Genomic DNA, 25,403 nt, shown 5'->3' with positions numbered 1-25,403 from the left:
TAATTGACTTGGATCGTCAATTGTAATTGTCGGTTGGTCACCATCTGTTGGGTAGCCTGGGATGTTCACTGCACCTTTCACTTCATCTTCTGTTGTAGCAGTACCATAATCTTTTGTGATTGGGTCACTTGTAGGATCATATTGGTCAGTCATCGGAATAGGCGCTTGAACCTGGACTGATGCAAATACCGTTTCTTTTGAACCATCTGGATATGTGACGATGACAGGAATACTGTAACTGCCTTCTCCTACGTCTTGATTTGGTGAAATTGAAATAGAACCATCTTCATTCACCGTTGCCCATTCAGGCACATTATTACCACCCTCAAATTTTGTACCATCTGGCAATGTTGAACCATCTTCATTTTTAGGTACGGGCACTGTTGCAGTTTGGTTTTGTTCAACAGTTGTCGTTTCATAAACTGGCTCATATGTCACCGCATCTTCTAGTACTTGGACGATAAGTGAGTCTGCCGCGACATCATTGCCACCTGAAACGATATAAACAGTATAAATTTCACCTGATTGTGCGTCATCCGGAATTGTAAATGTTCCTGCCGCCTCAGCTTCTTCAACAGTAGTCACTTCTCCACTCTTTTGAACGACATTTCCTTTTGAGTCTCTCCACTCAACATGTGTAGGTAATGGTGACAATGCTGTAGAAGTCACATCAATCATCGCAGTATCACCGCGCTTGGCTGGATTGGCTGTCACATCAAAGTTTATGATATCGACAGTTGTTTCAATTGCTTCTACTAGTGCAAAGTTAACATTCACCCATGCATTTACCGCTGGTCGATAATATGGCGCTGTTTATGGTGTGAAAGGTAAATTACTGTTGGGTGCACGGAATAAAGGTGACGTAAATGATGAATACCCTTTAACTAAGTTGCCTTCATTGTCTAAAACGTAACCGTAAAGGTAATCTCTATTCAATGTACCAGTTGGGAAACGTAATGTGTACGCACCGTTTGCATCTGTTTTACCTGTGACTGTTGCCGAAATATATTCTGGATGTTCAGTTAATAATTGATGTGCTGCCGCCGCTTGTTCACCTTTTGGTAAAGGCAAAACTTGATTTTTATATGCTTCAGCACCCTCAGTTGTTAATGAAGACATCACAACTTGATACCCTTCACGTGCAATATCACCTGAATTAAAGTTTGGACCCGTTGCAGAATTCGCCATGTCTCCCGAACCTGTTTCAGACCAAACTTTACCACTGACAAATCCACTTTGGGTTGTGACTGCAGGGTTTTCGATTGCCCCCAAATCATCTTGAATCCATTCACTATTATCAGTCGTCAAGTAATCATTTGTAGGTACCACACCCATAAAAATACCTGTACGTTGCATATTGATACCAATCAACGGAAATTGACCGATGTTGTTGTTTGTTACTGAATTAATGTAAGTTCCAGGAGAGAAACCACCTACTTGACGCAACATGGTCGCTGTATTACCATCTACAGTCTTGTAATCATCAATCCATAAACGATAGTACTGACCACTTGTTGCATTGTATTGATGTGCTTTACCATTTGCATCAATCCATGCTTCACGTAAATCAAATGCATAAGCACCTGGTCCTACCTGGCTTCCATTATTTGAGCTTAATTGATCGGTAGTACTCGCTTGATATACTGGCGAAACCGCACCATCCTTATCGATCCATTGCATATACACTTTTGTACCTTCTGGAACAGCCGTTAAACCATTTAATATTGTCGCAGGTGTCCCTCTATCTACGACCCACGCACGACCAGACAATGTATTTGCCGCATTTGATGCGTCTGTTGATGATTTAATATATCCGTTCGCAATTGCATCAGCCACAATAATATTGTCTTCTTCTGATACAACATCATTATTCACAGTGTTATCCACTAATGCCGCACTGAACATTGGACTACTCTCAGTTAAAGTAATCGATTCTTCATTTGTGAGCTCAGAATTTCTCGCTGCTAAAAACGCAACAGGTGGTTGTAATGCATCTTGTTGATTAGCTAAATCCTGAAGTAATGCAAAATAGACGTCTTGTGCTGTTGTATTATCATCGCTTAAATTCAAGCGTTCAACTGTTGCATCCACTTGTTCTGCTGAAAGATTTGTATTTTGTGTGAGATATTCTCGTGTGTAGTTTGTTTTCTCTTCTGTAGATGTTAACTGATTCAATTCATTTGAAAATGTGTCTTCTGGTGTAGTTGTTGGTGGGATTTCTTGCGCCGAGGATTCTTCTGGATTTATAGACGGTTCTGTAGATGTTACTGCTTCATTTGTTGGTGTCTCTACTGATTTCTCTTCTGTTGACGCTGCTTCATTTGTTGGTGCTTCTACTGATTTCTCTTCTGTTGACGCTGCTTCATTTGTCGGTGCTTCTACTGATTTCTCTTCTGCTGACGCTGTTTCATTTGTTGCTGCTTCTACTGATTTCTCTTCTGTTGACGCTGTTTCATTTGTTGCTGCTTCTACTGATTTCTCTTCTGTTGACGCTGCTTCATTTGTCGGTGCCTCTACTGATTTCTCTTCTGTTGACGTTGCTTCATTTGTCGGCGCCTCTACTGATTTCTCTTCTGCTGACGCTGTTTCATTTGTTGTTGCCTCTACTGATTTCTCTTCTGTTGACGTTGCTTCATTTGTCGGTGCCTCTACTGTTGTATTTTCATTTTTCGTTGTTTCCTCTATACTGCTTGAATTTTCATTAGTTGTAAGTGCTTCTTGAGATATTGCGTTTTCAGCTGCTGATGCATCATTGGTATGAATTCCAAAGATCAATGTTGCTCCAACGAGAATTGACGCAGTTCCGACTGAAAAGCGACGGATGGCATATCGATTTTGACGGTTAGGTAAAAAGTCTATCCGTTTTTTTCTAGATTTTTTCATGTAATTAATATCTCCTCAATCAAATTAAAGTGTTACCCCGTTCAAGAATACACCATCTTTATGACTTGTACAATAAAATTATTTAAGAATCAAAGAGTTCGCTTTAATATTATTTCGCAACTTAATATTATCTACTTTTTCTTGTTTATTTTTTTTAGAATTCTCTCAAAATCATACAAGTGATAAAATTTTTAAATATTTTTGTCATTCTTAATAATTGCAGTCTAACGAAAAATAATTTGAACATTTTTTATGTGTGTTTAGTGCTCGAAATTGCTTAATATATAAGTTTTTTAAAAAAAGAGATACGATACGTTTACTTTTCGGTACTTGATGACATTCTGTATCATCTATGTCTATCTTCTCGATATCCGAATTATTTTAAACCCATTTTTATATAATGCATTGCGTTGAATATTTTTTATCATCAATTTAAGCATCAATTCGTATGCCATTTGATCTATTTTATTTTCGAAAAGACCGCTTTTGATCATGCGTCAAAATTTTTTCGAATGTATCCAAAATGTCGATACTCAAAATAGGCTTGCCTCGATTTTGAAGCATCAAGGTATTTAGAATGAGGGACCGTCTTTATTCTTTTTGGGCAAAATAAAAAAGCAGCCGACACCCATTGTTAGGTATCAGCCACTTTGCTCGATTATTTTAATTCATTTAAATAACTACGCCCAAATTCTGGTAATTCAACACCAAAGTTATCGGCAATTGTCGCACCGATAGAACTAAATGTTGTATCGCTTTCTAGTGCATGTCCGCCTTTAAACTTCGGACTATACATCATGACTGGAATGTACTCACGTGTATGGTCTGTACCCGGTGCTGTTGGGTCATTCCCATGGTCTGCTGTAATAATCAACAAATCATCTTCACGCATGGCATCCATTAATTCTGGCAAACGATCGTCAAAATCTTTAATCGCTTGTGCATAGCCTGGTTTATCACGACGGTGGCCATACAAAGCATCAAAGTCAACTAAGTTCAAAAAGCTCAAACCTTTGAAATCTTTGTTGACAATCTTCATTAATTGATCCATGCCATCCATATTACTTTTCGTACGGACCGCTTCTGTCACACCTTCACCATCATAAATGTCGTTAATTTTACCAATCGCAATAACATCATAATCATTATCTTTTAACGTATTCATGACTGTTTTACCGAATGGCTTTAAGGCATAGTCATGACGGTTGCTTGTACGTGTGAAGTTACCTGGTTCACCGACGTATGGACGCGCAATAATACGTCCGATTAAATATTTCGGATCTTTTGTCAGTTCGCGGACTTTTTCACAAATGTCATATAACTCTTCTAAAGGAATGACATCCTCATGTGCGGCGATTTGAAGTACAGGATCAGCAGAAGTATAGACGATTAAGTCCCCTGTCTTCATTTGATGTTCGCCCCACTCGTCAATAATTTGTGTACCGGATGCTGGACGGTTTGCGACAACTTTACGGCCTGATAACTGTTCGATTTCTTGAACTAATTCTTCTGGAAAACCTTCTGGATACACTTTGAACGGTTGCATAATGTTCAAGCCCATAATTTCCCAGTGGCCTGTCATCGTATCTTTGCCGACAGACGCTTCACTTAATTTTGTATAATACGCTAAAGGATGATTCACGGCATCAATTACTGGTAATGGTGCGATGTTACCTAACCCTAGTTTTTCGAGGTTCGGTAATTTTTGGTCAAATCCTTCAAGCGTATGTTTTAAAGTGTGTGAGCCTTCGTCGTTAAAGTCTTTAGCGTCTGGGCCCTCTCCAATCCCAACTGAATCCATCACAATTAAATGCACGCGTTGAAAAGGTACTGTCATCTTAATCACTCCCACATATATTGAATTTCTGGATTAATAATCTGAATCGACTTCTAAGCCTTGCATAATTTGTACGCCGGCACTTGCACCAATACGTGTTGCACCTGCGTCAATCATCGCTTTGAAGTCTTCTAAGTTACGTACGCCACCAGCCGCTTTCACTTCTACTGATTCGCCGACTGTATCTTTCATTAACTTCACATCTTCAGGCGTTGCGCCACCTGTTGAGAAGCCTGTTGATGTTTTAACAAAGTGTGCACCTGCTGCTTTTGTTAATTCAGATGCTTTTACTTTTTCTTCTTCAGTTAAAAGTGCTGTTTCGATAATCACTTTAACTGTTTTACCTTGTGCAGCTTTAACGACCGCTTCAATATCTTTTTGGACGTCATCATAACGTTGGTCTTTTAACGCACCAATGTTGATCACCATATCAATTTCGTCCGCACCTTTACGGATTGCATCTTCTGTTTCAAATACTTTTGTTTCCGTCGTGTTCGCACCTAATGGGAAACCGATCACTGTACATACGAGTACATCTGAATCTGCCAGTTTTTCTGCAGCATAAGCGATATGTGTTGGATTAATACAAATTGATTTGAAGTGATATGCTTTTGCTTCCTCAATAATTTTATCAATTTGTGCACGTGTTGATTCTGGTTTTAACAACGTGTGATCAATATATTTTTCGAAATTCATACGAAACGCTCCTTATTTATATAATTTCTTGACCAACTCAATTATACAATTAGATGCTTCAAAATACGATTTTTTTATTTCGAGTCGATGCCAATCAAATCGAATTCAATTTAAGACATGCCTACAACCACTTGAACCGCTATATCACGAGCTGCATCCACGATCAAATCGAACAATTTTGAGAGCAGCTAATATCACAATCAAAAAATTCATCAGTAACTATAACTGAAATATTCAGAAAAATGTGTTGAAATCTGAAAATCTCTGTGCTACCATTGTCATATTCTATTTAAATACTTTAACTTGGTAGAGAACGAAAGTGAGGGTCTTTTATGGTACAACCTTTCATACAAAATAAACAATATGAAATTGACTTTTTAAAGTTAGCCGCAGCCAATGATTTTGAACCGATTGAAACTGCTTTTATCGAAACACTCGTATGGGATGAACTTTCTCCTGACGATTTAAAACAAATGAAAGAGCGCAGCGTGTGGCAAGCCGACGATACACTATTTGCTTTACGCAATGATTTTACTGATCAACTCGTGCGCTATTATCAACATTATCAACTCAATCATTCTGCGGTCGCTTATACCGGACCGATTGTGCGTCATCAACAAGTACAAACACAACTCGGCGTGGAATGCTATCGACCACATATTCAAGAAATGTACCATGCTTTTGAGACGTTCCAACAATTTATCAAGCAACACTTACAAGATGAAATTCAATATGTTGTGATTGGACATTATCAGCTCATCGATTTATTGCTCGAGCATCAAGTTGAACGTGATCAGTTACTCACATGGGTGGAACAGCGGAATATTTCGGCACTTAAATCCGAACTCGGCATCAGTCATCCACTCGTACAGCTATTGCTCACACCGACACATCAACAGCTCGAACTTTTAAATACACTTTATCCACACGATCATGTCATCATTCGCAGTTTGAATCGTTGGCAGACGTATTTCAAATCCCTTCACATCGACATGATTCATCTTGATATTACCCCTCAGCCACCGCGTTCTTACTATAAGGAGACATTTATTCATGCACACCTTAAAAACAGCGGTCGAACGTTATCAGGCGGCTATTACAACGGCCCACTAGAGGGTTTCGGTTTAGGGTTAACTTTATAACGAGGAGGAATCACTGTGCTTACAATCGCATTAGCTAAAGGTCGCCTACTAAAAAGTTTTATCGCTTATTTGGAATCACACGGTCAAAACGATTTGGCGACACAATTGAAATCTAGAGACCGTCAACTTCAAATAAAAGTACCACCTTTCCATTTTTTATTCGTTAAAGGCAATGACGTCCCTATCTATGTCGAACAAGGTATTGCAGATATTGGGATTACAGGGAGTGACATTCTTAACGAAGCACCATACGACGTCAACCAACTGCTTGCGCTTCCTTTTGGCCAATGTCACTTTTCAGTCGCAGCGTTCGACGAGACGACGGATTACCGTAAAGTGGCGACCTCTTTTCCGAAAACGGCAGGAGATTATTTTAAAGCAACCGGTCGTGATGTTGAACTGATTGAATTATCCGGCTCCATTGAACTTGCCTGTGTGATTGGCATGGTCGACGGCATTGTTGACATCGTTCAAACGGGGACAACATTACGTTCGAATGGACTCGTCGAAAAAGAACATATTGCGGATATTCAAGCGCAATTGATTACGAATCGTCAAAGTTTTTTCACACAATCATCAGAAATTGATGCATTTATACACATGTTAGGAGTGTCGCTCATTGATCGTTAATAGCCAAACATTTTTACAACAATTTGAAACGACGGAAACATTTAATCCAGAAATCCACGCACAAGTCACAGCCATTTGCGACCGTGTGCAACGTGAAGGTGACCGCGCATTATTGGATTACAATGAACAGTTTGATGGTGTGACTGTGGAGACGTTGGAAGTGCCACAAGCTGACATCGAAGCAGCATATTATCATATAGATGAAGATTTACGTCACGCACTCGAACATAGTTTCCAAAGAATTCGTGATTATCAAACACAGATTAAATACGAAAACCAATATGCGACACCTGAACTTTATGAAGTGTATCATCCGATTGAACGTGTCGGTATCTATGTGCCAGGCGGAAAAGCGAGTTACCCTTCCACTGTACTGATGACGGCGACACTTGCGAAAGTCGCGGGCGTGAAAAATATCAGTGTCGTAACACCACCACAACCGAATGGTATTGCATCAAGTGTACTCGCAGCCTGTCATATCGTGGGCGTTGATCATGTGTACCAAGTGGGTGGTGCCCAAAGTATCGCAGCACTTGCTTATGGCACAGAAACGATTCCAAAAGTGGACAAAATTGTCGGCCCAGGTAATCAATATGTGGCTTATGCGAAAAAAGCATTGTACGGAGAAGTCGGTATCGACCAAATCGCAGGACCGAGTGAAATTGCATTGATCATTGATGACACGTGTGATTTAGATGCGATTGTCTATGATGTCTTTGCCCAAGCAGAACATGATGAAATGGCACGTACTTTTGTTATTTCAACAGATTTGGCATTGCTTGAAAGTTTAGAAACACGGATTCAAGAATTTCTTAAAGATGCACCACGATATGACATTTTAAAGGTCAGTTTAACAGAACATCACTATCTCATTCACGCGACTGACTTTGAAGACAGTTGTCGTGTGATGAATACCATCGCACCCGAACACGCGTCGATTCAAACGGCACAACCAGAAGATTATTTACCACACATTTATTACGTTGGCAGTCTTTTCCTAGGCGGATATGCACCTGAAGCGATTGGGGACTATATTGCAGGACCTAGCCATGTGTTACCTACACAACGGACAGCACGCTTTCAACACGGCTTATCAGTGAATGACTTTTTAACAAAACATACGGTCATCCACTTATCACAATCAACATATGAAAAGACATATCGAGATGCCGCACGTATTGCTCAAGATGAACAACTGTATCACCACCAAAAATCATTAGAAATCAGACAAAGAGGTGACGACGTATGATTCGCATGAACAAAAATGAAAGTCCGATTAAGCCACTATCGACAGAGACACTCGCAGCACTGATTGAACAGTGTGACTATCACCACTACCCTGACGAGGCATATGACCGCTTCTTGACTGCGTATGCACATTATTATGGTGACACCTTTACACCTGCACAAATCACTTGCGGGAATGGCTCTGATGAACTCATTCAAAAGCTCATGCTCATCATGCCAGATGGTCCATGTTTAACGCTCAATCCCGACTTTTTCATGTATCAAGATTATGCGCGCCAAGTGAACCGTGACATTCAATTTGTGGACGCTACACCAGAATTATCTTTTCCACTTGAAAACGTATTGGAGAAGATTGAAGTGATTCAACCGAGTTTCTTCATTTTAAGCAATCCGCACAATCCAACAGGTCACCGTTTTGATGAACGTTATTTGACGGCCATTGCCGATCGTATGAAACAACTCGGGGGGTATCTCGTCATTGATGAAGCATATATTGATTTTTCGACACCACTCGATATTGCGTTAGAAGATCACATTTTGGTCATGCGTACCTTGTCAAAAGCTTATGCGATGGCGGGCTTACGACTCGGTGTATTAATCAGCACTGAAAAGACGATTCAACACGTTCGTCAAATTGAACACCCATACCCACTCAGTGCACTCACAATGGCAGTCGGTATTCAATTATTCGAAAACCAAGCAGATACAGAAGCATTTGTTGCACAACAACGTCATTTGAGCACACGTTTGAAAGCTATTTTACAACAATATGCCAGCCCACATATGACGATTTATCCGAGTGAGACAAACTTTGTGTTAACTGCTGGACCTCAAGCAATGGCACTCGGGCGTTATGTGGAACAGCACGGCTTTCTTCCTCGTTTTTACAATGATCCGTCTGAAGCAGTGATGGCAGGCTTTGTCCGTTATTCGATTGCGACAGATGCACAGCTAGACCGCTTTGAACAAGTCGTCAAAGAATGGAGTGAACAAAATGACATATCAAATTAACCGTGAAACGAAAGAAACAAAAATTGCGATTGAACTTTCAGAATCTCAAGAATCAAGCCATATTGATACGGGTGTCGGCTTTTTAGACCATATGTTGACACTTTTTAGCTTTCACAGCGGCCTTCACTTAAATATTGACGTTGATGGCGATACATGGGTAGATGACCACCATACGACGGAAGATATCGACATTGTCCTCGGTCAACTGTTGTTACAATTGACGCGCGATAAAAAGCATTTCGAACGTTATGGCCAACAATATTTGCCTATGGATGAAACTTTAGCACGTGCCGTTGTCGATATTAGTGGGCGTCCATATTTAAACTTTAATGCGCAATTCAGTAAAGAAAAAGTCGGTCAATTTGATACAGAATTGGTAGAAGAGTTTTTCAGAGCGTTCGTCATTAATGCCCGCCTTACTGTACACATCGATTTACTGCACCAAGGCAATACACATCACGAGATTGAAGCGATATTCAAAGCATTCGCTCGCGCCTTAAAACAAGCGTTGCGTCCATCAGAAGAAGCACGCATTCCTTCATCTAAAGGTGTGATTGAATCATGATTGTTATTGTAGATTACGGTTTAGGTAATATTTTAAATGTCCAACGCGCCGTGCAACATCTCGGGTATGATGTCGTCGTCTCCCGTGATCCAGAAGTCATTGAACGTGCCGATCAACTCATTTTACCTGGTGTCGGTCATTTTAAAGACGCCATGCAAGCCATTGATCGTTATGAACTTGCACCATTACTTAAAAGTCAACAGAAGCCCATCATCGGCATTTGTCTCGGGATGCAACTACTCTATGCCTTTAGCGAAGAAGGTCATGTCCCAGGACTCGGCTTTTTTGAAGGCCATGTGCGCGCTATTGAGACGCCTTACACTGTGCCGCACCTCGGTTGGAATCAGTTAAAAAGTGACGTCCCTGGCTTAGATAAAGATGTCTATTATGTGCACACGTACCAAGCACCGATGAACGAAGATGTCGTCGCATATACAGATTACGGTACACAAATTCCAGGTATCGTCCAACGCGGTCAGTATATCGGCATTCAATTTCACCCAGAAAAAAGCGGTGATTACGGCTTGGACATATTAGCACAAGCATTAAAAGGAGGATGGCAACATGATTAAAATTTGGCCCGCTATTGACTTAATTGAAGGCAAAAGTGTACGCCTGACTGAAGGTGACTACAACACTTCTGAAGCGATGACAAGAAGTGCAGAAGAGAGTATTCAATTTTATAATCAGTTCGAAAGTGTCGACCGTATTCACATTATTGACCTGATTGGCGCAAAAGCTCAACGCGCGATTGAAATGGATTATATTCAACAACTCATTCAAGCGAGTGACAAACCCATTGAAGTCGGTGGCGGGATTCGGGATGAGGCAACACTTCGCCGCTATTTTGACTCCGGCGTTGACTACTGTATTGTCGGCACGCAAGCGATTACGAATACCGCGTGGTTGGCTGAAATGAGTCAGTTATTTCCCGGGAAAATTTATGTGTCCGTCGATGCGTATCGAACAGCCATTAAAATTAATGGTTGGACAGAAGACGCCGCGTTAGACTTATTTGAATATGTCGCAAAAATTGAAGATTTACCTTTAGGGGGCATCATTTATACAGATATTTCAAAAGATGGTAAATTAGCAGGACCGAACTTTGAAATCACGGCACAACTTGCTCAAGCGACGTCCTTACCTGTTATCGCATCAGGAGGCATTCGCGATCGACAAGACCTTGAAAAACTTGAAGCTTCAGGTATCACTGCAGCAATTGTGGGTAAAGCAGCGAACCAAAGTGCATTCTGGGAGGGATTAAGTTGATTAAAAAACGCATTATTCCTTGCCTCGATGTTAAAGATGGTCGTGTCGTGAAAGGCATTCAATTTAAAGGGTTAAGAGACATCGGTGACCCCGTTGATTTAGCCATGTACTATAATGAAGCCGGTGCGGATGAACTCGTCTTTTTAGATATTTCCAAAACAGAGCGAGGCCATGCTTTAACGTTAGATATTATCCAACAAACTGCCGAACAGCTGTTTATCCCTTTAACGGTTGGGGGCGGTATTGCTTCAATCGATGATATTTCTGATTTGTTAAAACATGGTGCAGATAAAGTGTCACTGAATTCGGCAGCGCTCAATAATCCTGAACTGATTCGTCAAGCGAGCGAAAAGTTTGGACGACAATGCATCTGTATCGCGATTGACAGTCAATATGACTCAGAGTTGGATGATTATTTCTGCTGTACACACGGCGGTAAAAAACGTACGGACAAACGGGTGTATGACTGGGTCCAAGAAGTCGAATCCCTCGGTGCAGGAGAACTCCTCGTCACAAGCATGGATTTTGATGGGATGAAACAGGGCTTTGACCTTAAACATTTAAATGGCATCGCTGAACGTGTCAATATTCCCATTATTGCGTCGGGTGGTGGTGGCAATGCACGTCACTTTACTGAACTTTTCACGCAAACCCCTGTTTCAGCGGGACTTGCGGCGAGCATTTTACACGACAAAGAAACGACTGTACACGAAATTAAACAAGAACTCGAAAATGGAGGTGTGCCTGTCAGATGGCCTTAAAACCAGATTTTTCAAAAGGATTACTCCCTGTCATTTTACAAGATGCCGATACAAAACAAGTGTTGATGTTAGGTTATATGAATGAAGATGCGTTCCAAAAAACGGTTGAGGAAGATGTCGCTTGGTTTTATTCTCGCTCCAAAGGTCGCCTATGGAAAAAAGGCGAATCGTCTGGACACATTCAAAAAGTGAAAGAGATGTATTTAGATTGCGATCAAGATACATTATTGCTGTTTGTAGAACCGATGGGCCCCACATGCCATACGGGTGCGCAAAGTTGTTTTGGAACAGAAAGCGGCTTTAAAGTACAACAACTAGAAGAAACGGTTGCTTCGCGAGCACAGGAAGCAGAGAGTGGCTCGTATACACAGTACTTACTCAATGAAGGTAAAGAGAAAATCACGAAGAAATTTGGTGAAGAAGCTTTTGAAGTTGTGATAGCGACGATGAAAGATGATCGTGATGAGCTTATTGCAGAAAGTGCAGATGTGTTGTATCACTTGTTCGTGTTATTGCAAGCGCAAGATGTGACGTTTGCGGAAGTTGAAGCATTGTTGGGAGAACGGCATGAGAAGCGCAATAATTTTAAAGGTGAACGCCAAGACATTGAGGAATGGTAGGATGTGCTTATACTCAACCTTGATGCGCTGCACTTCCGAGCTCATGTTGCTATCACATCAAGGTCACAATATAAAAACATCAGATTCCCCCTTTTCCTAAGAGTCTTGCCATCTTGAATGAAGGCAAAAAGTACAAATATCCGCCACGCATCCATATCTTGTTATATACGATTAAAACCCACTCCAATGCAGTTCAATACATTGGAATGGGTTTTTATTGTTGCTTTTATTTAAAACAGGTCGCCGAGTGTTGCGGCCATGATGGCTTTGATGGCGTGCAAACGGTTTTCTGCTTGTTCAAAGACGACGGAATTTGGACCGTTGAAAACTTCATCCGTCATTTCTAACGCTTCTAATCCGAATTGGTCATAAAGTTTTTGGCTCGTCGTCGTTTCTAAATTGTGAAATGCTGGTAAACAGTGCATGACAATGAGGTCTGGGTTGTCTGCCTGAGCAAGAAGTGTGTCATTAATTTGATAAGGCAACATGTTTTCGATGCGTGTGCCCCACTCGCTTTCATCTGTTCCCATCGACACCCAGACGTCTGTATAGAGCACATCCGTATGATAGACAGCTTGTTGGACATTGTCAGTAATCATGATATTCGCGCCTGATTGTTGTGCATAATGTTGGGCAATGGCTTGAACTTCAGGATGTGGTTGTAACTTTTCTGGTGCAGCGATATGAACATTGACGCCTAATATCGCCCCAGTCACAAGTAAATCATGTGCCACATTGTTTGACGCATCACCGACATACGTTAATGTACAATTTTCTAATGTACCAAAATGTTCTTTGATGGTCATAAAGTCTGCAATCATTTGTGTCGGATGCCATTCATTCGTTAAACCATTCCACACAGGCACACCCGAATGTTGACTTAACTGTTCTACATCTGATTGGTGGTAGCCACGAAACTCGATACCATCATACATACGACCGAAAACTTGCGCTGTATCGGCAATCGATTCTTTGACCCCTAGATGAATGTCCCCTTTTTCATAGTAATCCACATGTGCACCTAAATCATGCGCCGCTACACTAAATGCTGCTCTCGTTCGTGTAGAGGGCTTTTCAAAAATAAGCGCAATGTTTTTCCCTTTCAAAAATGGATGTGGCAAGTGATGCTGCTTCTTATGTTTTAATTCCATCGAAAAATCAATTAACGTCATTAAAGCTTCAGCATCAAAGTCCTTTGTTTTCAATAAACTTTTTCCTTTAAAAGCCTTCAGTTGTTTTAAAGTTGTTGTATACGTCCCATCTTCATCACACCTTTTATGATTATTTATTCTTTATACTGCATTATTATACACATGAGGCATTTTCAAGTCAACCACTTTTCTGTATCAGAAGCGTTAGTATAAGCGATTGAAATTTAAACGTCATGGAAAGGTTATTCTAAAAAGCAATTTGGCTTCTATCAAGTGTGAGATTTCAATCAAGCCAAATTGAGTTGACATCATCCCCTAGGAAATGGAGACCAAGGTGGCAATCTAAGTCATTCAAGAAACCTAAGCAATCACCCACTGCTCCACTCCATTTTCAGTGCTCAAATAAAAAAGCGACTGATCTTGAAATCGTCGCAACAATCTCAAAATCAATCGCTATTCGTATCATTTCTTAATCAATCGCACCTGCATCTGGATGACTCTTACCATGAACATAATAATCCACATATTCAGGTTCTAATGGTTGTCTACCGCGAATAATGTCAGCTGCTTTTTCCGCAAGCATCAAGACCGGTGAATGAATATTACCATTTGTCGTTGTTGGCATAACGGATGCATCCACAACACGTAAGTTTTCCATACCATGAACTTTCATTGTTAATGGATCTACCACTGCCATTGGATCACTCGCTGGACCCATTTTCGCACTACATGATGGGTGTAGGGCTGTTTCGGCATCACGACGTACCCAATCTAAAATTTCTTCATCCGTTTGTACACTTGGCCCCGGTGAAATTTCGCCACCGTTAAATTTGTCTAATGCAGGTTGTTTTAAAATGTTACGTGCGACACGAATGGCTTCAACCCATTCGCGCTTATCTTCTTCTGTTGATAAGTAGTTAAACACGAATTTCGGTTTCACATACGGATTCGTTGACGTAATTTTTAAACTACCGCGTGAGTTAGAGTACATTGGACCCACGTGCACTTGATAACCATGCGCCGTTTCTGCTTTTTGACCATCGTAACGTACAGCTAATGGTAAGAAATGGAACATTAAGTTTGGATAATCCACTTTATCGTTTGAGCGTACGAAGCCGCCACCTTCAAAGTGGTTACTTGCCGCTGCACCTGTACGGCGTGTGAGCCATTCTAAACCGATGAACGGCATTTTGAGTTTGTTTAAACTTGGTTGCATTGAGACAGGCTCTTTACATGTATGTTGAATGTAGACTTCTAAATGGTCTTCAAAGTTTTCACCCACACCTGGTAAATGAATACGCGGTTCGATACCGAGTGAACGTAAATGTTCCGAATCACCAATCCCTGACAGTTGTAATAATTGTGGTGTATTGAACGCGCCACCAGATAAAATCACTTCTTTTGCAAGCACTTTGTGTAAACGGCCGTTACGTTTGTATGTCACACCTGTCACTGTGTTACCGTCGAAATGCAGCTTTTCTACAAATGCACGTGTTTTTACTGTTAAATTAGGTCGTTTCATGGCTGGACGTAAATACGCACGTGAAGCCGATACACGACGACCGTTATGAATTTGGCTATCAAATGGTCCAAAACCTTCTTGACGGAACCCATTCACATCTTTTGTTTTTCTATAACCTGCTTCTACAGCGGCATCGAAAAAGGCGTGGAATAATGGGTTGTCAGCTGGACCACGACGTAATTTGATTGGGCCGTTTAAACCACGAATCGGATCATCCGCATCTGCGCCAAATGTTGTTTCTAAACGTTTGAAGTATGGCAGACAGTGTGCGTAATCCCACGTGTCCATGCCTTCTGGTTGACCCCATTTTTCATAGTCTAATGGGTTCCCACGTTGATAAATCATACCGTTAATTGAGCTTGAACCACCGAGTACTTTCCCACGTGTATGGAACACTTTACGGCCACCCATATGCGGTTCACCGTCAGTTTCGTATTTCCAATCATAAAAACGATTGCCAGATGGATACATGAGCGCGGCAGGCATTTGAATTAATAAGTCCCATGGGTAATCACTACGTCCCGCTTCAAGGACCAATACCTTTTTATCTTTGTCTTCGCTTAAACGTGCACCTAAAACTGACCCCGCACTACCGCCACCGATAATGATATAGTCATACATTTTATCGTACGCTTTACTCATAACAAAAACTCCTCCATAACTTTGTATTTTCTCGTCTTTTTATGTACAAAAAGTCATGAACTGTCGTGGTTGTCGGTACGTGATGTGAATCATGACCTTCTTATCAATCCGTTTTTCTCACTGATGTTACTCGATTTTTAAGATTGGCTAAACCATTTCACGGGTTCCGGATTCGTATTCATTAAAATATGTTTCGTTTCTAAATATTCTTCTAAACCTTGATGACCTAACTCACGGCCGATACCAGATTGTTTGTAACCACCCCATGGTGCTTGCGCGAAATAAGGATGGAAGTCATTGATCCATACGGTACCCATTCTCATTTTGCTTGCGACGCGTTGAGCTTTACCGATATCTTTCGTAAAGACACCACCAGCAAGTCCGTAAATGGAATCATTTGCTAAACGGATCGCTTCTTCTTCTGTGTCAAAGCCTTCTACTGTCACAACAGGTCCGAATACTTCTTCTTGAACGATACGCATAGAAGTGTCGCAATTTGTAATCACAGTCGGTTCAAAGAAAAAGCCGTTTTGTAAGTCTTCGCGCTCTGGACGTTGACCACCAACCGCAATCGTAGCGCCATCTTCTTTCGCAACTTCCATATAACTTTCAACTTTGGCACGGTGTTCTGCTGAAATCAGTGGTCCGAGTTCAGTCGATTTGTCAAAACCGTTACCGAGTCGGATTCTTTTCACAGCGTCAATGAGTGCTGCTTCAAATTTATCTTTAATAGCGTTATGCACGATAATACGTGAACCGGCTGAACATACTTGACCCGCATGGAAAAAGCCGCCATTTAACGCTTGGTCTACCGCAAGTTCGAAATCCGCGTCATCAAAAATAATGTTTGGATTTTTACCGCCTAATTCAAGCGCAATGTTGGTCACATGATCCGCTGCTTTTTTCATAATATGTTTACCTGTTTTAATACCACCTGTGAATGACACTAAGTCCACTTCAGGATGTGATGATAAGACATCGCCAATTTCAGAACCTGCACCTAAAACTAAATTGATAACACCTTTTGGAAAACCAACCTCTTCCATTAATTCAAAAACGCGAATTGTCGTTAAAGGTGTAATCTCACTTGGCTTCATGACAAGCGAGCAACCCGTCGCTAAAGCTGGTGCGATTTTCCATGATGCTTGTAATAATGGATAGTTCCAAGGTGTAATTTGTGTCACAACACCAATGGGCTCCTTCACAACTTTGCTTTCTGTGTTTTCAATCGGTGAGTTGATTAATTCACCACCGTCTTTATCTGCTAAACCTGCAAAATACATAAACACGTTATGAATGTCATCCATGTCTACTAACGACTCTTCATACGTTTTACCTGTATCTAACGTTTCTAAATAAGCTAATTCTTCACGGTTTTCTTTAATTTTATCTGCAATGGCACGTACTTTTTGGCCTTTTGCTTCGCCAGTTTCATTCGCATAAGTCCCTTCGTCAAATGCGCGACGAGCTGCAAGAATGGCACGTTCAACATCCGCTTCAGTTCCTTCTGACACCTCTAAAATGACTTCTTGATTGTACGGATTAATGATTTCACGTGTTGCTTTATTACTACTCTCAACCCATTCACCATCTATATATTGGCGACGAGATAATCGGTTTACAGCTTCCATCAGTATCCCTCCGTTAAGTTTGTTAAGTTTTTATTTAACGAATTTCACAAACTTAACTTTATCACATGAAAAATCACACTGTCAACTGCTAGCGATTGTATTGCACATTTCTACAAAAAGCGTTAAATTGATAAAGAATGTTAGAAATTTTATAAATTAATGACTCGCTTTTCTCAAGTAAAATGTTAAAATGTTTTATGATGATAGGAGGTGTCGTATTCATGGCACGCGCAAAAACATATGAAGCCAAACTAGAAGAAGCGAAAGATATTGTCATTAATTCTATTGCTGAGACGATGGACCTTTACGGCATTAATCGTAGCGTAGGGAATTTGTATGGCATTATGCTTTTTAAAGAGAGTATGACGCTGGATGAAATGCGCCAGGAATTACAGATGAGTAAGCCCAGTATGAGTGCGGGTGTGAAAAAGTTACAAGAGTTCGATATTGTGAAGCAACGTTTGACACGCGGCAGTCGTAAGCAACATTTTGAGGCTGAAAAAGATTTCTTTGAGTTTTTCTCTAATTTTTTTGCCAAAAAGTGGAATCGTGAAATTTCGATTAATTTGGCAGCATTGAAAGAGTCTGAGGCCCTGATTGATGAGATTATTGCGGCAGATGATGTGGATGATGCGTTGAAGGAAGAGGCTATTGAGATCAAGGCGCACATGGCAGATTCACGTGTTTATTATTATTGGCTTGAGTCGATTAGTGATGCGTTGAAGAGTGGGAAGATTTTTGAGTATTTTCCTATTCCAGAGTCGAAGGAATGATGATAAGGGCTTTATGCGATGTTGTTCAAATGACATGCATAAAGCTTTTTTGTTTGAGCATTTTTAAATTGCAGAACTTGCCCTCGCGTTTCCCAGGGGACTCGCCTCAACTAAATTCGGCTTGATTATAATGTACATTGCTTTGAAGCCGAATTGGATTTTCGGCTTCGTCTGATCCCTCGGGAGTCTCGGGCTGTCTTGCAATTTTAAATTACGTCTCGCTCCACACCCTATTGCTTTTGCTGTCTTTCTTTACGCTTCGACTCTGGAGTTTAGGAAATATGCACAATCATACTCACACTAATGGTTTGTATAAAGTAACGTCAGGCGTCTTGCATGGTTCTTGCAATCTTGGGTATGTCTGTGCATTGTTATTCACTGCGAAATGATTGACTCTATCATTATCATTCATACTTCGATTCCGGAATCTGGTCAAATAAGAAAATCTATTATCTCCACTCTACAATCTAAAGAAATGTGAGATAAACGAGTAGCGGGCTGTTCTGCAATTTTGAGTTATATTTCGTTTTAGTCGCACGCGTTAGCACTTCTTTTACGGTTATCGAAAGTGTTGTATTTTTTAGTAAGCGATGATACAATTTAGATACTAAAAAAAACACCTAGTAAGTCGGGAAAACTTGTCCTAGGTGCAAAAACATAGTAACATATTAGTGAGCTGTTAGAACTCAATGTATGTTAATCATTATAGCCTATGATTAGGTGCTCTCGTTATTGCCGTAACGGGAGCTTATTTTTTTGACTTTTTATACAAAACAATGGTCATGCATAAAGTACCTATCATCGTCAAAGATATTGGTAGATAAATATCTAAATTGATTATGATTGTCATATGCTATCACCTCATATCATTATAAATTTCATAGGTGAGAATGATTGACATATGGCTCATAGGCTTCTATGTTTAATGCAATTGATTATACTCCGATTTCCCTCTCATTAAAAGTACTCATATTTCACTTTATTTGATGTATGCAAACTTCATACAAAGTGCATTATAAAAACTTATATACATTCGCATTACGGATTATTTCCTCTATCATGATTCTTACAAAAAGTATTCCCTTCACAACAGTTTAACAATTGTTAGTCCAATCCTGTTTTTGAATAAGTCCGAAATATTTATTGTAACTCATAAAAAATGGTGTAGGACACCGGAACCTCGTTAATGAGATTTCTGCCCTACACCTTTATTTTGTAGCGTTATAAATTGTCGTCTTCTTCATCTTCACCGACACGTAAGATTCTTAATGAGCGGCGTTCGATACGTTTAAAGCGATCGGCACGGCTTTGTAAGGCTATGCGATCCCCACCTAAAATCATCATAAAGGAGATCATGATGATAATAAAAATGACAATCAATGGCACACCTGCAACAATTGAAGCGGTTTGTAAAATTTCTAATGCTTTTTCACCACCGACTAACATGAGCGAAAATGGCAGTAAACAAAGCGCAAATGCCCAGAATAAACGGTTTAACTTGATAGGCTCGCCTTTCACACGTGTTTGTGTCGCCGCAGCAACAATGTATGAAGCTGAGTCAAAGGTTGTCACTAAGAATAAGAACGCTGACAAGATAAACAAGCCGATCACGATTTTTGAAAATGGCAGTTGGCTAATCACTTCAATAATGGTTGCTTCTGTACCGTGTGAATTTAAAAATTGGATGACATCGAATTGTCCTGAAATTTGTAAATATACGGCGTAGTTACCGAAAATACCGAAGAACAGTACACAACCGAATGTCCCATAAACAATCGTACCTAAAATAACCTCTTTCAACGTACGCCCTTTTGAAATACGTGCAATGAACAATCCGATGAATGGTGCGTATACAATCCACCATGACCAATAGAATATCGTCCATTGTTGTGGGAAGTTCGTTTCTTCACGTCCACCGATACCGCCGAACGGTTCGAGCCATGTGGCCATTTGGAAAAAGTTTTTCAACATGTTTCCAAATCCTGTGACTGTCGTTTCCATAATAAAGATAGTTGGGCCAACGACAAAGATAAAACCTAATAAAACAAATGATAACCAAACGTTCAAGTCACTGAGCACTTGAATGCCTTTTTTCAAACCTTGATACGAACTGTAAGCAAATACTATCGTAATACAAATTAAGACGATACTTTTGACGACCATACTTGACCCGTCGAAACCAAATAACTTTTCAAGACCCGCTGAAATCATTGGTACGCCTAACGCAAGTGATGTTGCTGTACCACCAATGAGCCCGAAAATAAATAAAATGTCCACAAGTTTACCTAACGTTTTATCTGTCTGTCCTTTTAAAATCGGACGACATGCTTGGCTAATTTTAAAAACGGGTTGCTTTTTAACGAATACTAAATAGGCGATCGGCAATGCTGGCAAAACATAAATCGACCATGCGATAGGACCCCAATGAAACATCCCATACATTGTCGCATAGTTTAAAGCTTCCTCAGAAAATGGCTTCGCACCATGTGGCGGCCCTTGATAATAATACGCCCATTCGATAACGCCCCAGTACAAGATATCTGAACCGATACCTGCGCAAAATAGCATGGATGCCCACGCAAAGTCACTAAATTCTGGCTTATCACTGGCACGTCCTAAAGTGACCGAACCATATTTACCAAATGCTATGTATAACACAAAACAAAAAATCGCAAGTCCCAATACAAGATAAATGGCGCCCATTTTGGTTGTAACGAACGAATTCATTGCGACTACGACCGAACGACTCTGTTCAGGAAACACCATCATCGGTATCACGGCCATCAGTAACACAATTGCCGTACCGATGAACACGACCCAATCCATCAATTTATTATTTTTATGCAATTTTAAGCACCCCTTATTCTTTTTAGCTCCTTCTCTGTCGATTCGTGTTGTGCAACGTCTTGATACAAGCAATAGGTTATCGAAAATCAAAAATTAATGCAAATTACATACATTCAATTTAATCTCATGTTTTGAATATATATAACTTTCCAACAATCAAACTATTGTAAAAACGCCTTTATAAATTACATAAAGAATGTTAAAAATTTATTTAACGAATTGAATTGTGATTATTTATGCAATTTCAATGAATATATATTTATTTTTAACCATTGCTATTTTCAAGCGTAAATAGAAAACAATTGGGTATATTATTCTTCTCCATTTTTTTAACAAATGAAAAAAGCCTGAACAAATGCTTGTCCAAGCCCTGATTTCAAAATATTAAATGAGTTCGCCAAAAGTTGCGTAAATGAGATAAATATTAAGCACTGTTAAAATCACAGCTAATCCCCATGCTACGATATTCACCCAACGTGGATTAGTGAAGTTTTCTCCCATAATTTTGGGATTATTTGTCGCAATGACTAACGGAATGACACTTAAAGGTAAGGCTAAACTTAAAAAGACTTGTGTAAAGATGAGAAGATTTTCGATTTTTTCGGTACTCGAACCATATAACCATAAACAGAAAAAAACTGGCATCACGGCAATGACACGTGTCACAAGGCGTCGAACCCATTGTGCCATTTTTAAATGTACGAAACCTTCCATTATAATTTGTCCTGCTAACGTGCCGGTAATAGTAGAGTTTTGCCCTGATGCTAACAATGCTACCGCAAACAACGTACTCATCACAGCACCACCAATCACAGTAGAAACTTGTGAATGTGATAACGCATCGTATAAATCATAGAAACCACCGAGTGCTTCACCGCTTCCAAAAAACAGTGCCGCCCCTAAAATTAATAATAAACAGTTCACGACAAAAGCTAGTGACAACTGGACATTAGAGTCAATCGTCGCATATCGAATGGCTTCACGTTTTTCTTCATCTGATTGGCGTCCATAGTTCCGTGACTGAACGATAGATGAATTTAAGTATAAGTTGTGTGGCATAATCGTTGCACCGATAATCCCTAATGCAATGTATAAAGCACCGGGTTGTGTCACGACTGAAGATTGCGGTAAAAAGCCACTAAACACATCGCCCCATACAGGATCTGACAAATACACTTCAAAGACGAAAATGATGAACACTGTTAGAACTAATACCGTGACAAGCGCCTCAATTTTGCGGAAACCGAGCTTGATCATCCCTAACAATAAAAACACGTCTAATACTGTCAATGTCACACCGAGCCATAACGGAATATGAAAAAGTAAATTCAACGCAATCGCACTTCCGATAACCTCTGCAATATCTGTTGCCATAATCGCAAATTCTGTGAGAAGCCATAAAACAATCGCTACTTTTTTAGAGGTCATCGTACGCGTCACTTGTGCTAAATCCATCCCGCTTGCGATACCTAAACGTGCAGACATACTTTGGAGTAACATCGCAGCTAAGCTTGACATTAAAATGACTGACAACAAGATATAACCATATTGTGCACCTCCAGCCATCGACGTTATCCAGTTCCCCGGATCCATATAACCTACCGCAACAAGCGCACCTGGTCCGAGAAAGAAAAACACTTTTTTCCATGCTGGTGCATCACGTTGATATGTGACCGTCCCATTAATTTCTTCCAAACTTTTTCTCATCTTACTCTACCTTTTCCTCTTCTATCTCTCTCGTCAAATATAACCGAACTGAAAATTAGGATTACCTAAATTAATATCATTATTATAGCTAGATTGAGGCAAAATTAAAAGCGACGCATATCGCAATCGCTTTTGTGGCATAGTATTGATTTGTGTTAATGTTTTAATTTACGACCTCAAATACTAGTTATTCAATTTATTTATAACAAAATTATACGACTTCTACTTGTCCTTCGTATTTATTTTGATGCTTTTTCAAAATTTTGTTGTCTATCTCTATAATTTGCTTAAAAATTTCTTCTAAGACTTGGACAACGATACTGTTACCAGCAAGTTTAATCAATTTAGACTTTGTTAACATTTGTTTATTTGCCGACACCTGAATATTATTGTTTATTAATAAATCAAAAGCTTCTTCATTAAATCCCATTAATAAAAAACATTCTCTAGGTGTTAGATTTCTATATTTTTTATTAATGTCAGTCAATATTTCGTCATATAAAATAATTCCCGAATTTGGATGTCTATCTTGCTTTGTTGTTACTGTTCTAGCAAATGAACTTAGTATTTCATATCGCCCTTTCGCTAATTGTTTATTTAGTTGGCAAATCTTTTCTCTTGAGCCAGTGAGTTGTGGTGTACTTTCTATCGCTTCGTTCCTATACACTTGATCGCTATAGTCTAATCTTAAGTATTCTTTTAATGGCGTCATTTTTGATATGTCAATTTGATAATTTTCTAGATTATTCATATCAAAATAATTTTGTATTTCTGTTACTTCTTCATAATCTGTAGCTAGCACACTAATCATAAAAGTCCTCACTCTACTCTGAGGAACACCAAACGCACGCGCATCTAGCGTGTAAATTTGATTAATATAGCCAAGTTCTTTAAGAAATGAACTCCATTCATTGAAGTTTTTTATATGCTTATTTGAAAGAATGTTATTTACATTTTCCATCAATAGGAATTTAGGCAACGGTTTATTACTATTTTCAAGTTCAATCAAAATACGTTCAATTTGCCATAATAACGTACTTCTATTATTGGCGTTTCGATCAATACCGCCAACATTTTTGTGCCAATTTCCACTTACCGATAAATCTTGACATGGAAATGAATATGTTAATAAATCCGCAACAGGTAAATTTTCTGCATTGACTTGTGTAATATCGACTAAGTTATGGCTTCTTTCAATTGCAGCTAAAATTGCTTTCAATTGTACCATACTCATATGATTAATACCCCTTTTAGATATAGGGCTTTTTCCATCGTTTGAAATATTATACTTTGATATTTCTTCAACAAGAGATTGTTTTGTATGGTGCCTATAGTCTTTTAAATTTTGAGGGCCGTTATGAATAATATCATATGCATAAATGGCAGCAATTTCCCATTCCACCGTTGCAACGACAGAATGATTAGCTCCAATATTTTTAAGCGCTTGAGCTTGGCTACCAATACCACTAAAAGTTTCAATGACTTTAAACATAATCTCCCCCCTATAAACCATTTACTAACGTCATTAAATACACATCATTTTCCTTTTTTTCAAAATAAAAAGAAGTATATCCCAACTCTCTTAAATGTGTATGATTAATTGGTAATTTGCTATTTAAATCCAACCATTTAAATAACTCATCATAAAAGTTCCATCCTTCTACGTGTAGTTCCCTGTAAAAATTACCTTTTAATTTTGCATCGTAACATTTTCCATCATATGCTATTATTTTGAATTCATCAATAGTAAAAAATTCTTTTAAAGAATGATTATTCGCCTTTCTCAAATAAGAGTCTCCACTGTGAAAAACACCGTTCACTCCGGTTTGATTCCAAAGCTTGTTGGCATTTTCATCAGTTACAATCGGCAATAAATAGCCATTGCTTAAATCTCTAATATCATGCTTCTCATTGAATTTTTGGACCATCCTTTGTAAATCTGATTCGACATTTATTTCTTTTTCAGCATCAACATCATCTTTTTCCGAATTAACAACTTTGTCATCATTAAAAAAATTAATATAATTACCAACATTTTGATCATTACAATGTATTGAACTTTGACTTTGAATATCAAATAGATAATTAAAACTTTCCTCGCTTTGCACAAGTAGCTCTCTATTATTAACAAAACCATTCTCAGTAAAATTTGCTGATCCTACATATGTTGTTGAACTTTTAATTCCATAAAACACATATAGCTTTATATGCGTAGGTTTACCTTTATATTGATAAAAAACATTTACATTAGGATTAGATTTACAAAGAGATTGAAACCTTTGATGTTCGTTTAATGAGACGCCCTCTTGAGACATACCAATGTATAAATCAATAATTACTTTATTCGCATTATTTAATACATATTCTAAAAAGGCACTTGATGCGTAACCACTGATAATTTTTAGTTTGCTGTACTTTTCAAAGTTGCTTACAATGACTTTTGAATAGAGTGAATCACTATTTTCCAT

Annotated in this window: 21 protein-coding genes; 10 read left to right on the top strand and 11 right to left on the bottom strand. The window is 39.3% G+C overall.

Going from position 1 to position 25,403, the window contains the following annotated elements; all coding sequences use genetic code 11:
* The 4 genes from CD138_RS14765 to deoC all read right to left on the bottom strand — a co-directional run.
* Positions 1 to 777 (bottom strand): Rib/alpha-like domain-containing protein (locus tag CD138_RS14765; RefSeq protein ID WP_308446765.1); only part of this gene is annotated, 777 nt, incomplete at its 3' end.
* A gap of 36 nt (positions 778 to 813) precedes the next feature.
* Positions 814 to 2,883, bottom strand: a complete 2,070-nt coding sequence (locus CD138_RS04460) for a YSIRK-type signal peptide-containing protein (RefSeq protein WP_275086311.1) — start codon at positions 2,881 to 2,883, stop codon at positions 814 to 816.
* A gap of 658 nt (positions 2,884 to 3,541) precedes the next feature.
* Positions 3,542 to 4,720 (bottom strand): phosphopentomutase, encoded by a 1,179-nt coding sequence (deoB, locus tag CD138_RS04455; protein ID WP_019168452.1) that lies wholly within the window; start codon positions 4,718 to 4,720, stop codon positions 3,542 to 3,544.
* Positions 4,721 to 4,753: 33 nt separating this feature from the next.
* Positions 4,754 to 5,416 (bottom strand): deoxyribose-phosphate aldolase, encoded by a 663-nt coding sequence (deoC, locus tag CD138_RS04450; protein ID WP_019168451.1) that lies wholly within the window; start codon positions 5,414 to 5,416, stop codon positions 4,754 to 4,756.
* Positions 5,417 to 5,748: 332 nt separating this feature from the next.
* Here deoC and CD138_RS04445 point away from each other — a divergent pair, with 332 nt between their 5' ends.
* The 9 genes from CD138_RS04445 to hisIE are packed head-to-tail and all read left to right on the top strand — an operon-like array spanning position 5,749 to position 12,662.
* Complete coding sequence (locus CD138_RS04445; protein WP_019168450.1) at positions 5,749 to 6,558, top strand: ATP phosphoribosyltransferase regulatory subunit; 810 nt, start codon at positions 5,749 to 5,751, stop codon at positions 6,556 to 6,558.
* A gap of 15 nt (positions 6,559 to 6,573) precedes the next feature.
* Complete coding sequence (gene hisG / locus CD138_RS04440; protein WP_019168449.1) at positions 6,574 to 7,188, top strand: ATP phosphoribosyltransferase; 615 nt, start codon at positions 6,574 to 6,576, stop codon at positions 7,186 to 7,188.
* A complete protein-coding gene (gene hisD / locus CD138_RS04435; RefSeq protein WP_019168448.1) occupies positions 7,178 to 8,437 on the top strand; it encodes a histidinol dehydrogenase in 1,260 nt (419 codons plus the stop codon). The genes hisG and hisD overlap by 11 nt, the downstream gene beginning before the upstream one ends.
* Complete coding sequence (locus CD138_RS04430) at positions 8,434 to 9,447, top strand: pyridoxal phosphate-dependent aminotransferase (RefSeq protein ID WP_019168447.1); 1,014 nt, start codon at positions 8,434 to 8,436, stop codon at positions 9,445 to 9,447. Before hisD ends, CD138_RS04430 begins: the two co-directional genes overlap by 4 nt.
* A complete protein-coding gene (gene hisB, locus CD138_RS04425; RefSeq protein WP_019168446.1) occupies positions 9,431 to 10,012 on the top strand; it encodes an imidazoleglycerol-phosphate dehydratase HisB in 582 nt (193 codons plus the stop codon). The genes CD138_RS04430 and hisB overlap by 17 nt, the downstream gene beginning before the upstream one ends.
* Positions 10,009 to 10,584 carry an imidazole glycerol phosphate synthase subunit HisH gene (hisH, locus tag CD138_RS04420; RefSeq protein ID WP_019168445.1) on the top strand — a complete coding sequence of 192 codons (576 nt, stop codon included), beginning with the start codon at positions 10,009 to 10,011 and terminating at the stop codon, positions 10,582 to 10,584. Before hisB ends, hisH begins: the two co-directional genes overlap by 4 nt.
* Positions 10,577 to 11,281, top strand: coding sequence for a 1-(5-phosphoribosyl)-5-((5-phosphoribosylamino)methylideneamino)imidazole-4-carboxamide isomerase (gene hisA, locus CD138_RS04415; protein WP_019168444.1), 705 nt, complete (start codon positions 10,577 to 10,579; stop codon positions 11,279 to 11,281). The genes hisH and hisA overlap by 8 nt, the downstream gene beginning before the upstream one ends.
* Entirely contained in the window at positions 11,278 to 12,042 is a 765-nt protein-coding gene (gene hisF, locus CD138_RS14790; protein WP_019168443.1) for an imidazole glycerol phosphate synthase subunit HisF, read from the top strand. Before hisA ends, hisF begins: the two co-directional genes overlap by 4 nt.
* Complete coding sequence (gene hisIE, locus CD138_RS14785; RefSeq protein ID WP_019168442.1) at positions 12,033 to 12,662, top strand: bifunctional phosphoribosyl-AMP cyclohydrolase/phosphoribosyl-ATP diphosphatase HisIE; 630 nt, start codon at positions 12,033 to 12,035, stop codon at positions 12,660 to 12,662. Before hisF ends, hisIE begins: the two co-directional genes overlap by 10 nt.
* 230 nt (positions 12,663 to 12,892) lie before the next feature.
* Here the strand turns inward: hisIE and argF are convergent, their stop codons facing one another.
* The 3 genes from argF to betB form a co-directional block, all read right to left on the bottom strand.
* A complete protein-coding gene (argF, locus tag CD138_RS04400) occupies positions 12,893 to 13,894 on the bottom strand; it encodes an ornithine carbamoyltransferase (RefSeq protein ID WP_174700860.1) in 1,002 nt (333 codons plus the stop codon).
* Positions 13,895 to 14,282: 388 nt separating this feature from the next.
* Complete coding sequence (gene betA / locus CD138_RS04395) at positions 14,283 to 15,977, bottom strand: choline dehydrogenase (RefSeq protein ID WP_019168440.1); 1,695 nt, start codon at positions 15,975 to 15,977, stop codon at positions 14,283 to 14,285.
* 137 nt (positions 15,978 to 16,114) lie between these two features.
* Positions 16,115 to 17,608, bottom strand: a complete 1,494-nt coding sequence (gene betB / locus CD138_RS04390; RefSeq protein WP_019168439.1) for a betaine-aldehyde dehydrogenase — start codon at positions 17,606 to 17,608, stop codon at positions 16,115 to 16,117.
* Between the two features lie 221 nt (positions 17,609 to 17,829).
* Between betB and cudC the strand changes: the two genes are divergently transcribed.
* Positions 17,830 to 18,381 (top strand): choline uptake/conversion transcriptional regulator CudC, encoded by a 552-nt coding sequence (gene cudC, locus CD138_RS04385; RefSeq protein ID WP_019168438.1) that lies wholly within the window; start codon positions 17,830 to 17,832, stop codon positions 18,379 to 18,381.
* 1,221 nt (positions 18,382 to 19,602) lie between these two features.
* Here the strand turns inward: cudC and CD138_RS04380 are convergent.
* The 4 genes from CD138_RS04380 to CD138_RS04365 all read right to left on the bottom strand — a co-directional run bounded on the left by CD138_RS04380 (position 19,603) and on the right by CD138_RS04365 (position 25,403).
* Positions 19,603 to 21,207 carry a BCCT family transporter gene (locus CD138_RS04380; RefSeq protein WP_026066843.1) on the bottom strand — a complete coding sequence of 535 codons (1,605 nt, stop codon included), beginning with the start codon at positions 21,205 to 21,207 and terminating at the stop codon, positions 19,603 to 19,605.
* Positions 21,208 to 21,612: 405 nt separating this feature from the next.
* Complete coding sequence (locus CD138_RS04375) at positions 21,613 to 22,935, bottom strand: Nramp family divalent metal transporter (RefSeq protein ID WP_019168436.1); 1,323 nt, start codon at positions 22,933 to 22,935, stop codon at positions 21,613 to 21,615.
* Between the two features lie 211 nt (positions 22,936 to 23,146).
* Positions 23,147 to 24,427, bottom strand: coding sequence for a DNA (cytosine-5-)-methyltransferase (gene dcm, locus CD138_RS04370; RefSeq protein ID WP_019168435.1), 1,281 nt, complete (start codon positions 24,425 to 24,427; stop codon positions 23,147 to 23,149).
* 10 nt (positions 24,428 to 24,437) lie between these two features.
* The gene (locus CD138_RS04365; protein WP_019168434.1) at positions 24,438 to 25,403 is read right to left on the bottom strand and encodes a phospholipase D family protein; all 966 of its coding nucleotides are present in this window, start codon (positions 25,401 to 25,403) and stop codon (positions 24,438 to 24,440) included.

The sequence above is a fragment of the Staphylococcus intermedius NCTC 11048 genome (genome assembly GCF_002902385.1).
Taxonomy (GTDB): domain Bacteria; phylum Bacillota; class Bacilli; order Staphylococcales; family Staphylococcaceae; genus Staphylococcus; species Staphylococcus intermedius.
Note: the sequence above shows the minus strand (reverse complement) of the source record. Positions and strands in the feature narration are given on the sequence as shown.

What these genes read in the sequence shown, in the direction of transcription:
- CD138_RS04460 (WP_275086311.1), bottom strand. Translation starts at nt 2,883, where the DNA reads ATGAAAAAATCTAGAAAAAAACGGATAGACTTTTTACCTAACCGTCAA.
- deoB (WP_019168452.1), bottom strand. Translation starts at nt 4,720, where the DNA reads ATGACAGTACCTTTTCAACGCGTGCATTTAATTGTGATGGATTCAGTT.
- deoC (WP_019168451.1), bottom strand. Translation starts at nt 5,416, where the DNA reads ATGAATTTCGAAAAATATATTGATCACACGTTGTTAAAACCAGAATCA.
- CD138_RS04445 (WP_019168450.1), top strand. Translation starts at nt 5,749, where the DNA reads ATGGTACAACCTTTCATACAAAATAAACAATATGAAATTGACTTTTTA.
- CD138_RS04430 (WP_019168447.1), top strand. Translation starts at nt 8,434, where the DNA reads ATGATTCGCATGAACAAAAATGAAAGTCCGATTAAGCCACTATCGACA.
- hisB (WP_019168446.1), top strand. Translation starts at nt 9,431, where the DNA reads ATGACATATCAAATTAACCGTGAAACGAAAGAAACAAAAATTGCGATT.
- hisH (WP_019168445.1), top strand. Translation starts at nt 10,009, where the DNA reads ATGATTGTTATTGTAGATTACGGTTTAGGTAATATTTTAAATGTCCAA.
- hisA (WP_019168444.1), top strand. Translation starts at nt 10,577, where the DNA reads ATGATTAAAATTTGGCCCGCTATTGACTTAATTGAAGGCAAAAGTGTA.
- hisIE (WP_019168442.1), top strand. Translation starts at nt 12,033, where the DNA reads ATGGCCTTAAAACCAGATTTTTCAAAAGGATTACTCCCTGTCATTTTA.
- betA (WP_019168440.1), bottom strand. Translation starts at nt 15,977, where the DNA reads ATGAGTAAAGCGTACGATAAAATGTATGACTATATCATTATCGGTGGC.
- betB (WP_019168439.1), bottom strand. Translation starts at nt 17,608, where the DNA reads ATGGAAGCTGTAAACCGATTATCTCGTCGCCAATATATAGATGGTGAA.
- cudC (WP_019168438.1), top strand. Translation starts at nt 17,830, where the DNA reads ATGGCACGCGCAAAAACATATGAAGCCAAACTAGAAGAAGCGAAAGAT.
- CD138_RS04380 (WP_026066843.1), bottom strand. Translation starts at nt 21,207, where the DNA reads ATGGATTGGGTCGTGTTCATCGGTACGGCAATTGTGTTACTGATGGCC.
- CD138_RS04375 (WP_019168436.1), bottom strand. Translation starts at nt 22,935, where the DNA reads ATGAGAAAAAGTTTGGAAGAAATTAATGGGACGGTCACATATCAACGT.
- dcm (WP_019168435.1), bottom strand. Translation starts at nt 24,427, where the DNA reads ATGTTTAAAGTCATTGAAACTTTTAGTGGTATTGGTAGCCAAGCTCAA.
- CD138_RS04365 (WP_019168434.1), bottom strand. Translation starts at nt 25,403, where the DNA reads ATGGAAAATAGTGATTCACTCTATTCAAAAGTCATTGTAAGCAACTTT.